At 73.4% G+C, this 14,010-nt stretch carries 11 protein-coding genes; 8 read left to right on the top strand and 3 right to left on the bottom strand.

What is annotated here, in order from left to right:
- Positions 1-33 precede the first annotated feature (33 nt).
- On the bottom strand, positions 34-984 hold the full coding sequence (locus FB465_RS17130; protein WP_145791689.1) for an oxidoreductase: 951 nt from the start codon (positions 982-984) through the stop codon (positions 34-36).
- A gap of 259 nt (positions 985-1,243) precedes the next feature.
- On the opposite strand from FB465_RS17130, the gene FB465_RS17125 reads away from it, so the two are divergent.
- From FB465_RS17125 to FB465_RS17105, 5 genes are all read left to right on the top strand, one after another.
- On the top strand, positions 1,244-2,608 hold the full coding sequence (locus tag FB465_RS17125) for an FAD-binding oxidoreductase (protein WP_145791687.1): 1,365 nt from the start codon (positions 1,244-1,246) through the stop codon (positions 2,606-2,608).
- A 406-nt stretch (positions 2,609-3,014) separates the two neighbouring features.
- Positions 3,015-3,344: a hypothetical protein gene (locus FB465_RS17120; RefSeq protein WP_145791686.1), complete on the top strand. Its 330-nt coding sequence runs from the start codon at positions 3,015-3,017 to the stop codon at positions 3,342-3,344.
- Between the two features lie 208 nt (positions 3,345-3,552).
- Positions 3,553-4,467, top strand: coding sequence for a DUF1906 domain-containing protein (locus FB465_RS17115; RefSeq protein ID WP_145791684.1), 915 nt, complete (start codon positions 3,553-3,555; stop codon positions 4,465-4,467).
- A gap of 94 nt (positions 4,468-4,561) precedes the next feature.
- Positions 4,562-4,963, top strand: coding sequence for an SSI family serine proteinase inhibitor (locus FB465_RS17110; protein WP_145791682.1), 402 nt, complete (start codon positions 4,562-4,564; stop codon positions 4,961-4,963).
- Positions 4,964-5,111: 148 nt separating this feature from the next.
- Complete coding sequence (locus tag FB465_RS17105; RefSeq protein WP_145791680.1) at positions 5,112-6,773, top strand: long-chain fatty acid--CoA ligase; 1,662 nt, start codon at positions 5,112-5,114, stop codon at positions 6,771-6,773.
- A gap of 61 nt (positions 6,774-6,834) precedes the next feature.
- Here FB465_RS17105 and FB465_RS17100 read toward each other — a convergent pair whose 3' ends face one another.
- Positions 6,835-7,413, bottom strand: coding sequence for a PepSY domain-containing protein (locus FB465_RS17100; RefSeq protein WP_145791679.1), 579 nt, complete (start codon positions 7,411-7,413; stop codon positions 6,835-6,837).
- Positions 7,414-7,548: 135 nt separating this feature from the next.
- On the opposite strand from FB465_RS17100, the gene FB465_RS17095 reads away from it, so the two are divergent.
- The 3 genes from FB465_RS17095 (at position 7,549) to FB465_RS17085 (ending at position 10,449) form a co-directional block, all read left to right on the top strand.
- Positions 7,549-8,226: a response regulator transcription factor gene (locus FB465_RS17095; protein WP_145791677.1), complete on the top strand. Its 678-nt coding sequence runs from the start codon at positions 7,549-7,551 to the stop codon at positions 8,224-8,226.
- Positions 8,227-8,239: 13 nt separating this feature from the next.
- Positions 8,240-9,613, top strand: coding sequence for a sensor histidine kinase (locus FB465_RS17090; RefSeq protein WP_246192694.1), 1,374 nt, complete (start codon positions 8,240-8,242; stop codon positions 9,611-9,613).
- A 65-nt stretch (positions 9,614-9,678) separates the two neighbouring features.
- Entirely contained in the window at positions 9,679-10,449 is a 771-nt protein-coding gene (locus FB465_RS17085) for a hypothetical protein (protein WP_211785805.1), read from the top strand.
- A 204-nt stretch (positions 10,450-10,653) separates the two neighbouring features.
- On the opposite strand, the gene FB465_RS17080 is transcribed toward FB465_RS17085, so the two are convergent.
- Positions 10,654-13,830 carry a PAS domain-containing protein gene (locus FB465_RS17080; protein WP_246192693.1) on the bottom strand — a complete coding sequence of 1,059 codons (3,177 nt, stop codon included), beginning with the start codon at positions 13,828-13,830 and terminating at the stop codon, positions 10,654-10,656.
- Positions 13,831-14,010: the final 180 nt, after the last annotated feature.

Below are 14,010 nucleotides of genomic sequence, written 5' to 3'. Positions count from 1 at the left end.
CCCGGGTGGTGGTGGCGGCTGGGGTGGGGCGGGTCAGCCCTTCAGGGCGTCCAGGTCGCGGAGGTCCTCCTCGCCGAGGCGCAGCCCGGCGGCGGCGATGTTCTGCTCCAGGTGCGCCAGGGACGAAGTGCCCGGGATGCAGACCAGGTTGGGCGAACGGTGCAGCAGCCAGGCGAGGGCCACCTGGTAGGCGGTGGCGCCGTGGCGCGCGGCGACCGTGTCCAGCGCGTCGTTGCGCAGCGGCGTGGCCAGCGGCACCTTGGCGTCCGCGCCGGCCGGCTTCTCGTGGCGCAGGGTGTACGTGCCGAGCGGGAAGAAGGACATGAAGGCGATGCCGTCGGCGGCGGTCGCCTCCAGCAGGGCGTCGTCGTCCCGGCGAACCACGTTGTACTCGTTCTGCACGCAGACCACCGGGGCGATGGCGCGGGCCTCGGCGAGCTGGGCGGCGGTGATGTTGCTGAGCCCGAGGTGGCGGATCAGGCCCTGCTCGCGCAGCTCGGCCAGGGCGGTGAACGGCTCCTCGATGGAGTCGGTCGGGCCGAGGCCGCCGCCCTCCTCGACGATCCGCAGGTTGACCACGTCGAGCCGCTCAAGGCCGAGGTGGTCCAGGTTGTCGTGCACCGCCTGCACCAGCTCCGCGGGCTTCAGCGCGGCCGGCCAGTCCTTCTCCGGAGTACGGCGGGCGCCGACCTTGGTGACGATCACCAGGTCGTCGGTGTACGGGTGCAGGGCCTCGCGGATGATCCCGTTCACCACGTGCGGGCCGTAGTAGTCGCTGGTGTCGATGTGGTTGACCCCGAGCTCGACCGCCCGGCGGACCACCGCGATCGCCGTGTCACGGTCCTTCGGCGGCCCCCAGACCCCGGGGCCGGCCAGCTGCATCGCGCCGTAACCCATCCGGCGGATCGGCAGATCGCCGCCGAGAAGGAACTCACCGGCGGCACCTGCGTGCACAGCGGTGCCAACGCCGACCGTGGAACCCATGCCGTTTCTCCTTGCGATTTCGGTGACCCGACGGGCCGTGTGAGGCGATTCAAAGGCTTCGGCACGGGTAGCGGCCAAATGCGCGGGGAGATTCTGTCAAGTATTCGCCCGGCTCTACTCCCGGACCGTGAGGGCGAGTTGACGAAATCCCGAATTGTTTTCCGGCCGGTGCTTGACGAATTTCCGGCCTACGCGTTCTTGCCCCGGGCCGGGCGGGCGAGCAGAGTTCGGAGCAGGGGCACGAGGAGCGGAGGCTGCCATGAGTGATCTGACCGACCGGCTGCTGCGGGGGCTGCCGGGGGCGGCGGTCGTGGTGGATCCGGAGGTGACGGCCGCGTACCGCCATGACATGGCGGGGTTCTGCGAGGCGGGTGAGCCGGCCGTGCTGGTGTTCCCCGAGACGGTGGAGCAGGTGCAGCACGTGCTACGGACGGCCACGGAGCTCCGGGTGCCGGTGGTGCCCCAGGGGGCCCGTACCGGGCTGTCCGGCGGGGCCAACGCCGTCGACGACTGCATCGTGCTGTCGATGGTGAAGATGAACCGGATCCTGGAGCTGGACCCGGTGAACCGCATCGCCGTGGTCCAACCCGGCGTGGTGAACGCCGAGTTGTCACGGGCCGCGGCCGAGTACGGGCTGGCGTACCCGCCGGACCCGTCCAGCTGGGAGTCCTGCACCATCGGCGGCAACATCGGCACCGGTGCGGGCGGGCTGTGCTGTGTGAAGTACGGGGTGACCAGCGAGTACGTGTTGGGCCTGGACGTGGTGCTGGCCGACGGGCGGCTGCTGACCACCGGCCGGCGGACGGCCAAGGGCGTGGCCGGCTACGACCTGACCAGGCTGCTGGTCGGCTCGGAGGGGACGCTGGGCGTGGTGGTGCAGGCGGTGCTGGCCCTGCGGCCCGCACCCGCGCCGCAGTTGGCACTGGCCGCGGAGTTTCCGAGTACGGACGCGGCGTGTGCGGCGGTGTGCGAGGTGATGGCGAAGGGCTTCACGCCCTCGCTGATGGAGCTGATGGACGCCACGGTGGTCCGGGCCGTGAACGAGATGGCGCAGATGGGCCTGCCGGCGTCCACCCGGGCACTGCTGCTGGTGGCCTTCGACGGCAAGGACCCGGCCGCCGAGCTGGCGGCTGTGGGGGAGCTGTGCCGGGCGGCCGGTGCGAGCGAGGTGGTGCCGGCCGAGGACCGTGCCGAGTCGGAGCTGCTGCTGCAGGCCCGGCGGCTCTCGCTGCCCGCGCTGGACCGACTGGGCACCACGATGATCGACGACGTCGCGGTGCCGCGCTCCCGGCTGGCCGAGATGCTGCGCGGGGTGGCCGGGATCGCCGCCCGCCAGGGGCTCGTCATCGGTGTGGTCTGCCACGCCGGGGACGGCAACACCCACCCGACCGTCGTCTTCGACGCCGCGGACCCGGACGAGTCGGCGCGGGCGAGGCAGTCCTTCGACGAGATCATGACGCTCGGCCTGGAACTCGGCGGCACCATCACCGGGGAGCACGGTGTCGGCCTGCTCAAGCGCGAGTGGCTGGCCAGGGAACTGGGGCCGGTCGGACTGGACCTCCAGCGGCGGGTGAAGGAGGTCTTCGATCCGCTGGGGATCCTGAATCCCGGTAAGACCCTCTGACGGTCATCAGAAACAACTGTCGTACGTATTCTGCGCGCGGCTGAAAATGTCGACAAGAATGGCTCATTCGACCTCTTCGGGGCGTGAACGGGAATTCCCGCGCCCCGGGTGGTGCGGGTGAGTGCTGCGACACGGCCGGCGCGCCCTCGCGGACGCCGTCCCGGCTGCCGCCGTTCGATGGAACTCCCAGGTGGGCCGCGGTGTGTCTGCTCACGAACCGCGTATTCCCCGACTATGCGAACAGCTCGCAATGTCACGCTAACGGGCGAAAAGCCCCACCGGTGCTGGTGCTTTGTCGATTTGTTGCGGAAGTCTGTTGCCCGGCGTCGCAGCCCGCAGGGGTTCGTCTGGCCGCGAACTCCTGCACGCAGCTCCTGTATTGCGCAGTACCTACCTGGAGGCATTCATGGCTCGCACTCGCACCGCACGACTGGTCGGACTTCTCGCCGCCGCCCCGCTCGCGGCCGGCCTGCTGCTCGCCGGGGCCGGCGCGGCGGCAGCCGACAACGGCGCTCTGGCAGGCGACGGATCCAACAGCAGCGTGGTGTCCAACATCGGCAGCGGCAACATCTTCGGTTCGGTGGACGGCAACTACAACTCGACCCAGCAGACCGCCACCGGTTCCGGTGCCTCGAACCAGAACAACAACCTCCAGGTGAAGGACAACGCGGGGTTCGTCTTCACCGACCAGTCCAACAACAACGTCCACTTCGTGTTCGCGCCCCCCGTCCACTGACGGGCTTCCGCCGACGGCGGGGGCGCCGACGGCGGACGAGATACGGCAGGGAGCGGAAAGGGTCACCACGCTCCGGGCTTTCGTGGGCGGTGCCGGCAACGGCGCCGCCCACAGCCGTCCGCGCTGCTCGCGGCCGAGCGGGTGAAAGCAACCCTTCGCCCCGGCGTGCCCACCGGCCTATTTGATGACAAATCAGTAGCAAGAGAGGATGCGCTTACTAGGTCCGGCGGCCCTCACCGCAGCATCCCTCGTCCTGCTCCTCGCCACCGACCGAGGCCTCCTCGCGCAGGCCGGCGCCGCGCCCGCCCCGAGCCTCGCCCTGGCCCCGGCCGCGGCCACCGCCCCGCTCCCGCCGCCGCGCATCCGGCCCACCGTGCTGCCCGACTCCCCGGCACGCAGGGAGGCACTGCCCCGGAGGGTCTTCACGGGCGCCGGCTTCGACGCCTGCTCGGCCCCGCCCCTCGACACCATGAAGGCCTGGCGCGCCTCGTCCCCGTACGGCGCCGTCGGCATCTACACCAGCGGTGGCCAGCGGGCCTGCGACCAGGCCCGGCTCACGGCCGACTGGGTGCGGAAGGTCCGGGCGATGGGCTGGCAGCTGATCCCCACCCACGTCGGCACGCAGGCGCCGTGCAGCGCCGCGACGCACAAGCCCAAGCGCATCGACCCGGCGGATGCCGTCGCGCAGGGGCGGGCCGAGGCGGCGGAGGCGGTGCTCGGGCTGCGGGCCCTCGGTCTCGGCAGGGGCAGCCCGGTCTACCTGGACATCGAGGCGTACCCCCGGGGCGACGCCGGGTGCAGCAAGGCGGTCGTCGACTTCACCCTCGGCTGGACCCAGGCCCTGCACGGCGCCGGCTACCGCTCGGGCTTCTACTCCAGCTCCGACTCCGGCATCGCCGACCTCGCGGCGGCCGCCCGGGCGGGCAGCTCCCCGATGCCGGACGCGATCTGGTACGCCCGCTGGGACGACCGGTCGGTCACCGACGGGGCCGGCGCCGTCGACGCCGACCAGTGGGTGTACCACCAGCGCATCCACCAGCACCACGGCAACGTCCAGGAGTCGTACGGCGGCGCGGAGCTCACCGTCGACCGGGATCAGCTGGATGCGCTGGTGGCCACCTGAGGGTCACTCACTCGCCGCAATGTGCCGCCTGATTCCACCCGAACGACGGACACCGGGCTTGGGGTCCGGCGCCGTCCGTGGTCCGCTGGCCGGTATGACGACCACCGCAATGCGTCACCTGCTGACGACCGCGTGCCTCACCCTCGCCGCCACCGGCCTGGCGGCCGCCCCGGCCATTCACGGCCCCAAGCTGTCGGCGTCCTCCCTGCTGCTGACCGTCAGCGAGGGCGAGGCCCCGGGCCGGGCGGCCCAGCAGGTCACCCTGGACTGCCCGTCGGGCGGCACCCATGCCCACCCGGGCGCGGCCTGCAGGGCCGTGGCGGCGGCCGGCGGCGACCTCGACCACCTCGCGGGCAGCCCGGAGACGGTCTGCCCGATGATCTACGCCCCGGTCACCGCCTCCGCCGAGGGCGCCTGGCGGGGCCGGAAGATCAGCTGGAAGAAGACCTTCAGCAACGGCTGCGCCCTGCACGCCGCGGCCGCCCCGGTGTTCTGACCGGCCCGGAGACGCCGAAGCGTGACCGGCGCAACGGGGTGCGGGTGCTGACAGTGGCCCCGGCGGGCGGCACAATCAGGCACGGCTACCCATCGGTTACTTCTGGGTAGCCGTGGTCAGGAGAGCCGCCCGGTCAAGGAGGACCCGCGTGTTCAGCACGATGCAGGACGTACCGCTCACCGTCGCCCGAATTCTGATGCACGGGTCCACCATCCACGGCAGCTCCACCGTCACCACCTGGGACGGCACCGGCCCGGTCACCCGTACCTACGCCGAGGTCGGCGCCCGCGCCGGCCGGCTCGCGCACGCGCTGCGCGACGAGCTCGGGGTCACGGGGGACATGCGGGTCGCCACCCTGATGTGGAACAACGCGGAGCACCTGGAGGCGTACCTCGCCGTCCCCTCCATGGGCGCCGTGCTGCACACCCTCAACCTGCGGCTGCCGGCCAACCAGCTGGCCTTCATCATCAACCACGCCGCCGACCACGCGATCATCGTCAACGGCACGGTGCTCCCGCTGCTGGCCGGCGTGCTGCCGCAGCTGAACCCCACCCTCAAGCACCTCGTCGTGGTCGGCGAGGGCGACCGCTCGGTGCTCGACGGCTTCGCCGGCACGGTCCACGAGTACGAGGACCTGATCGCCGGCCGGCCCGCCGACTACCCGTGGCAGACCGACATCGACGAGCGCCAGGCGGCGGCGCTCTGCTACACCTCCGGCACCACCGGTGACCCCAAGGGCGTGCTGTACAGCCACCGTTCGGTCTACCTGCACTGCCTGCAGGTCAACGCGGGGGACACCTTCGCCCTGACCTCCCGTGACACCGCGCTGCCGGTGGTCCCGATGTTCCACGTGAACGCCTGGGGCGTCCCGCACGCGGCCTTCATGTCCGGCGCCAACCTGCTGATGCCGGACCGCCACCTCCAGCCCAAGCCGCTCGCCGAGATGATCGACCGGGTGAAGCCGACCGTCGGCGCCGCCGTCCCGACCATCTGGAACGGTCTGCTGGACGAGCTCGACGCGGGCGACTACGACACCTCCACCCTCCGGATGGTCGTCATCGGCGGCTCGGCCTGCCCGCCCGCCCTGATGCGCGGCTTCGAGGAGCGCCACGGCATCAACGTCGTGCACGCCTGGGGCATGACCGAGACCTCGCCGCTCGGCACGTTCGCGCTCCCGCCGGGCGGTCTGACGGCCGAGCAGGAGTGGCCCTACCGGGTGACCCAGGGCCTCTTCCCGGCCTCGGTCGAGGCCCGCCTCTCCGGCCCCGGCGGCGAGCGGATGCCGCACGACGGCGTCTCGGCCGGCGAGCTGGAGGTGCGCGGGCCGTGGATCGCGGCGGCGTACTTCGGCGGCGCCGGGCAGGACCCGGAGCGGCCCGAGGACAAGTTCAGCGAGGACGGCTGGCTGCGTACCGGCGACGTCGGCACCATCACCGCCGACGGCTACCTGACGCTCACCGACCGCGCCAAGGACGTCATCAAGTCGGGCGGCGAGTGGATCTCCTCGGTCGAGCTGGAGAACCACCTGATGGCCCACCCCGAGGTGGCCGAGGCGGCCGTCGTCGCCGTACCGGACGAGAAGTGGGGCGAGCGGCCGCTGGCCACCGTCGTACTGCGGCCCGGGGCCAAGGCCGGCCTGCGCGAGCTGCGCGCCTTCCTGGCCGAGCGGGTCGCCTCCTGGCAGCTCCCGGAGCGCTGGGCGATCATCGAGTCCGTGCCAAAGACCTCGGTCGGCAAGTTCGACAAGAAGGTCATCCGCGCCGAGTACGCGGCCGACCACCTGGACGTCACGGTCCTCGGCAAGGAGTGACCCCGGCCGGAGGCTGATCGGCCGTGGACGCGGTCACGCCGTCGTCCACGGCCGTCACTGATCAGCGATCGGCGACGGTGTTGCCGGTGACCGTCCCGTTCACGCCGTCGACGGTCACAAGGTGCCGCACCCCGTCGGTGCCCAGCACCTCGAGCTGCCAGGCGCTGCCGCCGCCCTGCTGGCCGACCACCCGCAGCGAGTCGACCTTGCCGCCCGGCACCGCGGCGGCCGCCTTCTCGACCGCCTGGCCGGCCGGCAGCGCGGGCAGCGGGGCGGGCGCGAGGCCCTCCGGCCCGTTGCCCAGACCGGCCCTGGCGCGCTTGCCGGCACCGATCTCCTTCCCGGCGAGCATGCGGTGGTCCTGCCCCTCCCGGCCGCGGCCGTCCCGGCCCTCGGCGGCCGCGTACCCGGGCCGCTTGTCGCCGAACTCGCCGCCGCGCTCGAAGGGGTGGTGCGAGGCGACCGCCGCGACGGCGGCCACCCCGGCGAGTACGACCACCGCGGCGCCGAGCGCCAGCAGGCGGGTCCCCCGGCGGCGGGGCAGGTGCCCGTAGCGCTCCCGGAGCGACCGCTTGGCCGCGGGGAAGCCGGCCTCCTCGGTGCCGGGCTCGGACGGTTCCGGGGTGTGGGGCTGGGTCATCAAGGGCTCCTCGCGCACATCCGGGACGTCCGCCCGGCGGTGCGGCCCAGCATCGCGCCACGGTGCTGAAGCAGACCTGAAGAAAGCTGAAGACCCCTTCAGCCGCCCGCGCCCGAGACCTGCGAGGCTGTACCGGTGCGTCTACTGGTGGTGGAGGACGAGAAGCGCCTCGCGGTGGCCCTGCAGCGTGGTCTCCGCGCCGAGGGCTTCGCCGTCGACCTCGCCCACGACGGCAACGAGGGCCTCTGGCTGGCGAGCGAGCACGACTACGACGTCATCGTGCTCGACATCATGCTCCCGGGCCTCAACGGCTACCGGGTCTGCTCCCGGCTGCGGGCCGCGGGCAACGAGACCCCGATCCTGATGCTCACCGCCAAGGACGGCGAGTACGACGAGGCCGAGGCGCTGGACACCGGGGCCGACGACTTCCTCTCCAAGCCCTTCTCCTACGTGGTGCTGGTGGCCCGGCTGCGCGCCCTGCTCCGGCGGACCGGCCGGAGGCTGCCGCAGACCCTGGAGTTCGGCGACCTCGTCATCGACCCGGCCCGCCACTCCTGCACCCGCGCCGGGGCCGAGGTGCGGCTCACCACCAAGGAGTTCGCCGTCCTCGAGTACCTCGCCCGGCACGCCGGCGAGGTGATACCCAAACGGGAGATCCTGGAACGGGTCTGGGACTCGGCCTACGACGGCGACCTCAACCTGGTCGAGGTCCATGTCAGCGCCGTCCGCCGCAAGATCGACGCGCCCTTCGGCCGCTCGGCGGTCGAGACGATACGCGGCGCCGGTTACCGGCTGGCGGTCGACGGTGGCTAGTTTCCTGCACCTGGTGAGACGTCAACTCCGCAGGGCGTGGCCGGGATCCGTACGGGCCAGGGCCACCGTGGCCGCCACCGCAGTGGTCGCCCTGGCGCTGGCCGCCGGCTCGCTGGCCCTGACCGGCCTGCTGCACGCCAACCTGCTCCGCAACGCCGAGGGAGCAGCGGCGCAGCAGGCCGACACCGTCGCCCAGTTGGCCGCGCAGGGACGCCTGCCCGCCGTGGTCCCGCTGGTGCCCGGCGCCGACTTCATCCAGGTCGTCGACGCCGGGGGCACGGTGATCGCGGCCAGTCCGAACCTGGCCGGCCGGCCGCCCGTCACCCGGGCCAGGTCCGGTGGCCGCCCCGCCCGAAGCGCCACCTGGGACGGCGCCCCGGTCGGCGCGGAGTACCGCCAGCGGGTGGTGGTCGCCGCCACCGACAGCCCCGCCGGGCGGCTCACCGTGTACGCGGGCACCTCGCTGCGCGACGCCGACGCGGCGTACGAGACCACGAGGACGGCCCTCGCCATCGGCGTCCCGCTGCTGCTGCTCACCGTCGCGGCCGTCACCTGGCGGGTGACCGGCCGGGCACTGCTCCCGGTGGAGGCCATCCGCGCCGAGGTCGCCGAGATCACCGGGCACGACCTGCACCGGCGGGTCCCCGTACCGCACACCGAGGACGAGATAGCCCGGCTCGCCGTCACCATGAACGCGACCCTGGACCGCCTGGAGGACGCGGGCATCCGCCAGCGCCGCTTCATCGCCGACGCCTCGCACGAACTGCGCAGTCCGATCACGGTCCTCCGGACCCAGCTCGAGGTCGCCCTGGCCCACCCGGACCCGGCGCTCTGGCCCGACCTGGTCAGCGACGCCCTGGAGGACACCGTCCGGCTCCAGGACCTGGCAGCCGACCTGCTGCTGCTCGCCCGCCTCGACGCCGCCGACCGGGTGCCCACCGAGGCGGTTGACCTGGCCGGTCTCTGCCGCGAGGTGCTGGCCGCCCGGGGCGCCGACCGGATCGCGGTCAGTACCGACCTCGCCCCGGGCGCCACCGTGACCGGCAGCCGGACCTGGCTCTCCCGGCTGCTCACCAACCTCGTCGACAACGCCCAGCGCTACGCGGACCGGCGGATCGAGGTCTCGCTGCGCACCGACCGGACGTCCAGGACCGCCGTCCTGGAGGTCCGCGACGACGGCCCGGGCATCCCGCCCGCCGATCTCGACCGGATCTTCGAACGGTTCACCCGCCTCGACGACGCCCGCAGCCGCGAGCTCGGCGGCACCGGCCTCGGCCTCGCCATCGCCCGCGACATCGCCGCGCACCACGGCGGCACCCTCCGCGCCGAAGCACAGCCGCACGGCGCCCGCCTGGTCGCCCGGCTGCCCCTGACCACGGCGGGCTGACCCCTCACCGGAGCCGCGGCGCGGCCCCTGCCCACCCGACCGGCGGGCTCGCGAGAATGACCGCCATGAGTGAGAACAAGCCACCGGGCAGCGCGGACCAGCACGAGCTGGTCGAGCAGCTGCACCGCCGGCTGGACCGGATCGAGAGCCTGCTCCAACCCGAGCCGGCCCCCGAGGCGCCGGCCTGGCGGGAGCCGACCGAGGGGGAGGAGCGCTGGGCGGTGACCCTGGCGATCCTGCTCGCGGTGGCTCTGCAACTGTTCCTGCCCGCCCGGCTGACGATCAGTCCGCACTGGCTGCTGCCCGCGCTCGAGCTCGCCCTGCTGGTGGCCCTCGCGATCGCGCACCCGCACCGCCACCTCGACCGCAGCTCGCCCCTGCTCCGCTCGCTCAGCCTCAGCCTGGTCGCCGCGATCAGCCTGGCCAACGCCTGGTCGGCGGTGAACCTGGTGCGCGAGCTGCTGCGCGGAGCGGGGGCCACCAGCGCGGTCGCGCTGCTCGCCACGGGCGGAGCGGTGTGGGCGACCAACGTCATCGCCTTCGCGCTCTGGTACTGGGAGTGGGACCGCGGCGGCCCGGCGGCCCGGGCCCTGGGCACCAAGGCCTACCCGGACTTCCTCTTCCCGCAGATGCAGCAGGAGGGCATCGCCTCGCCCGCCTGGCGGCCGTACTTCCTGGACTACTTCTACGTGGCCTTCACCAACGCCACCGCCTTCAGCCCGACCGACACCATGCCGCTCTCCGCCTGGGCCAAGCTGCTGATGATCACTCAGTCGGTGGTGTCGCTGCTCACGGTGCTGCTGGTGGTGGCGCGGGCGGTCGGCATCCTGCAGTAGCGCACCGCCCCGGCAACTCGCTCAGGGGCTCCGCCAGTAGGGTCAGGCAGCCGATCAGCCACAACAGGGGCGCGAGGAGTTGCGCGAGATCGGAAGGTGCGGCGGTGCACTCTCCCGCTTCGCGCAGTTCTCCCCCAGCCTTCGGCCGGGAGGTGCCCCCACGCACCCCTGGATGGTTGGCTGACCTTACGCCCAAGATCGGCTTCAGAACCCGCCGGCCCGGCCGACCGCGCCGACCTCGCCCATCGCGCCGATCCGGCCCAGCAGATCGACGATCCGGGACTGCACGTCCTCGGTCGTCGAGCGCTCGGCGAGGAAGAGCACTGTCTCGCCGGTCCGCAGCCGCGGCAGCTCCTGCGGGTCGAGGTCGACCGAGGTGTAGACGACCAGCGGGGTCCGGTGCAGGCGGTCGTTGGCGCGCAGCCAGTCCAGCAGGCCGACCCGGCGGCGGCGGATCTGCAGCAGGTCCATCACCACCAGGTTGGGCTGCACGCTGCTCGCCCGGGAGACGGCGTCGTTCTCGCTCTCCGCGTGCTCGACGTGCATGCCGCGCCGCTCCAGGCTGCCGATGAGCGCGGCCGCGATGTCCGGGTCGGACTCGACCAGGAGCACCCTGGGTGCGTGGTTCTCGCTGTCGCGCGGCGCGAGGGCCCGCAGCAGCACGGCCGGGTCGGCGCCGAACGCGGCGTCCCGGTTGGCCTGGCCGAGGCCGGCGGTGACCAGCACGGGGACCCGGCTGTTGAGCGCGGCCGTCCGCAGCGACTGCAGGGCGGTGCGGGTGATCGGACCGGTCAGCGGGTCGACGAACAGGGCGGCCGGGTACGCGGCCACCTGGGCGTCCACCTCCTCGCGGGAGCTCACGATCACCGGGCGGTAGCCGCGGTCCTGGAGCGCCTGCTTGGTGGACGGGTCGGGCTCCGGCCAGACCAGCAGGCGGCGCGGACCGCCGTCGACGGTCGGGGTGACCATCGTCGGGTAGTCGGGGGCAGCGGGCTGCTCGGCCGGCTCCTCCGCGCTGGAGCGGGCCAGCTCGGCCATCGGACGCGGAGGCGTACGCGGTTCGACGGGCGCCGGCGCCTCCGAGGCACCGGTCACCGCGGGCAGCGCGGGCCGCTCGGCCGGGACATTCGGCGTCGGTACGGCCTGCGTCGGTACGGGCTGTGCCGCTACGGGCTCGGGCTGCGGGAAGGCGTTCGGGAAGGCGCTGGCGAAGCCGCCGAGCGGGCGCGGCGGGGCGAGCTCGCCGAGACCGCTGCCGACGGGCTGCGGCTGCTCCGACGGCCGTTCGGCGGCCTCGGACGGAGCTGACGGCGGTTCGGGTGCAGGTGCCTTGGCGAGCTCCAGCTCCGCGCCGGGCGCCGGGTCCGCCGCCTGCGGCCCCTCCGCCTGCGCGGGCAGGGCAAGGCGGCGACGCCGTCCGGTCGGCTGGGCCGCGGTGGCGGCCGCATCAGTGCCGGGAGCCGCGGCGGGCTCCGGCGGTGCGGCGGGCAGCGCGTGCTCCAGGCCGGGGTAGACGGGTGTCCCGGGGTCGGGGATGCCGGGGATCGACAGACCGCCGGACGACTCCTCGCTCGCGGGCACCCCACGCCGCCGCCGCTTCGGGCGCCCGGCCTTGTCCTCGGCCGGGGCCGGGGCGGGCTCCGACGGGGCGTCAGCCGGCGGCGCGGCCTGCTCCGGCTCGACCGGACCGAGCGCGATCGGTCCGCGCGGGGCAGGCTGCTCGGCTCCGTCGCCGGCCGTACGCTCCGCCGCCTGCTCCTCGGCCGCCGCGGGTGCCGGCGGCACCTCCGGCAGGTCGGGCAGCATCGCGGTGTCGGTCTCCTTGGGGACGCTGCGCTGCCCCTCGGTCGCGGCCTTCGCCACCGCCGCCGGGTCGAGCGGCAGTTCCACCACGTACGTCGTCCCGGCCCGGCTCGGCAGCTCGTGCCGCTGCAGTACGCCGCCGTGCCGCTCCACGGTGCTGCGCGCTATCGGCAGGTGCACCGGGCCGGCGGTCCGCGAGGGCCCGCGGACCTCGATCCTGGCCACGTCGCCGCGCTGCGCGGCCGCCAGCACGACCATCGGCGCGTCCCCGCCCACCGGGGGCAGTGCGGGCACGCCGAGCGAGGGCGCCTGGCCGGTGCCGGGCGCGTCCAGCGAGAGGGCGACACCGCTGACGTCCGCCACCAGGTGGGCCAGCGCCTGCGCCAGCCGCTCCCGGTCGGCCGTCACCTCGACGGAGGCGGCGTGCACCGAGTACCGGACCCGCCCCGCGCCGACCAGCTCGCCGGCGTGCTCGACGGCGCGCTGAACGACCTTGTCCAGCCCGACCGGGTCGCGCTCGAGATCCTGCCGGCCGGACTCGGCCTCGCTCTCGAAGCGCTGGTGCGCGAGCACCCCGTCTATCAGGGTGCCGAACCGCCGGCACTCGTCCGCGAGCCGGCGCAGCGTCCAGTTGGCCTCGGGCCAGAGCTGCCCGGCCGGGTCGCCGGCCAGTGCGTCGATCCGCCGGTGGAGCGCGGTGAGCGCGCTGCCCAGTTCGCTCTCCAGCACGGCGGTCAGGTGCTCGTTGCGGGCGACCAGCGCCAGTTCCTTCGTACGGTCGGTGAAGGTCATCACCGCACCCACCAGCTGGTCGCCGTCGCGGACCGGCGCGGTGGTCAGGTCGACCGTCACCGGGCGGCCGTCCTTGCGCCAGAGCACCGCGCCGCGCACCCGGTGCTTGCGGCCGGAGAGCAGGGTGTCGAGCAGCGCCGAGCCCTCCAGGGCCAGCGGGCTGCCGTCGGCCTGGGAGTGCTGGATGAGCGGGTGCAGCTCGCGCCCGCCCAGCTCGCTCGCCCGGTAGTCGAGGATGTGCGCGGCCGCCGGGTTGACCAGCACCACGCGGCCTTCGAGGTCCACGCCGAGCACGCCCTCGGCGGCGGCCCGGAGGATCATCTCGGTCTGCTTGTGCTGGCGGCGGAGCTCGGCCTCGACCCCGAGCCGGCCGGAGAGGTCGCGGACGAGGAGCAGCAGCAGGTCGCTGCCGGAGGGGGACGAGCTGCCGTACGGGACGTAGGCGCCCTCGCTCGCGCCGTCGTCGGAGAAGTCGTTGCCGGAGACCTCGACCGGGAAGGCGGTGCCGTCGGTCCGGCGGGCGGTCATCCGGACCGGGCGCTCGAGGCCCTCCGGCTCGCGCGGGGCCGGGCGCATCGAGCCGGGGATCCGGCTCGGGTCGAACTCGGGGAGCAGGTCGAGCACGCCCATCCCGACCAGCGAGGTCCCTGGGGCCTGCAGGCTCTGCACGGCGGCCTGGTTGGCGTCGACGACGGTGCCGTTGCTGTTGACCAGCAACAGCGCATCGGGCAAGGCGTCGAGTATCGCGGCGAGGCGAGCAGCGCCTCGGATCGGCCTGCTGCTCACGTCGACAGGTCTCCTCACGGCTTGCGTCACGGCTTGCGACTCGCGGCTCGCGCTCTCCTCGGGAGACTGGAGTATCTCATTCTTCTTTGCGCTGCGGATGACCCGCCTAGTAACGTTGTCGGTGGTTGGTGTCGGGGCCCCCGGCTGTGGCATCATCACATTCGCACGGAGTGCGCCGCA

Origin of the sequence: Kitasatospora atroaurantiaca (genome assembly GCF_007828955.1) — a bacterium.
In the GTDB taxonomy this organism is placed as follows: Bacteria; Actinomycetota; Actinomycetes; order Streptomycetales; family Streptomycetaceae; genus Kitasatospora; species Kitasatospora atroaurantiaca.
The sequence above is the reverse complement of the archived record's forward strand: the minus strand, read 5'-3'. Positions and strand labels throughout refer to the sequence as shown.

Coding starts and splice junctions, on each gene's coding strand:
- FB465_RS17130 (WP_145791689.1), bottom strand. CDS start 984: ATGGGTTCCACGGTCGGCGTTGGCACCGCTGTGCACGCAGGTGCCGCC.
- FB465_RS17120 (WP_145791686.1), top strand. CDS start 3,015: ATGGCTCGCACTCGCACCGCACGACTGGTCGGACTTCTCGCCGCCGCC.
- FB465_RS17115 (WP_145791684.1), top strand. CDS start 3,553: ATGCGCTTACTAGGTCCGGCGGCCCTCACCGCAGCATCCCTCGTCCTG.
- FB465_RS17110 (WP_145791682.1), top strand. CDS start 4,562: ATGACGACCACCGCAATGCGTCACCTGCTGACGACCGCGTGCCTCACC.
- FB465_RS17085 (WP_211785805.1), top strand. CDS start 9,679: ATGAGTGAGAACAAGCCACCGGGCAGCGCGGACCAGCACGAGCTGGTC.
- FB465_RS17125 (WP_145791687.1), top strand. CDS start 1,244: ATGAGTGATCTGACCGACCGGCTGCTGCGGGGGCTGCCGGGGGCGGCG.
- FB465_RS17100 (WP_145791679.1), bottom strand. CDS start 7,413: ATGACCCAGCCCCACACCCCGGAACCGTCCGAGCCCGGCACCGAGGAG.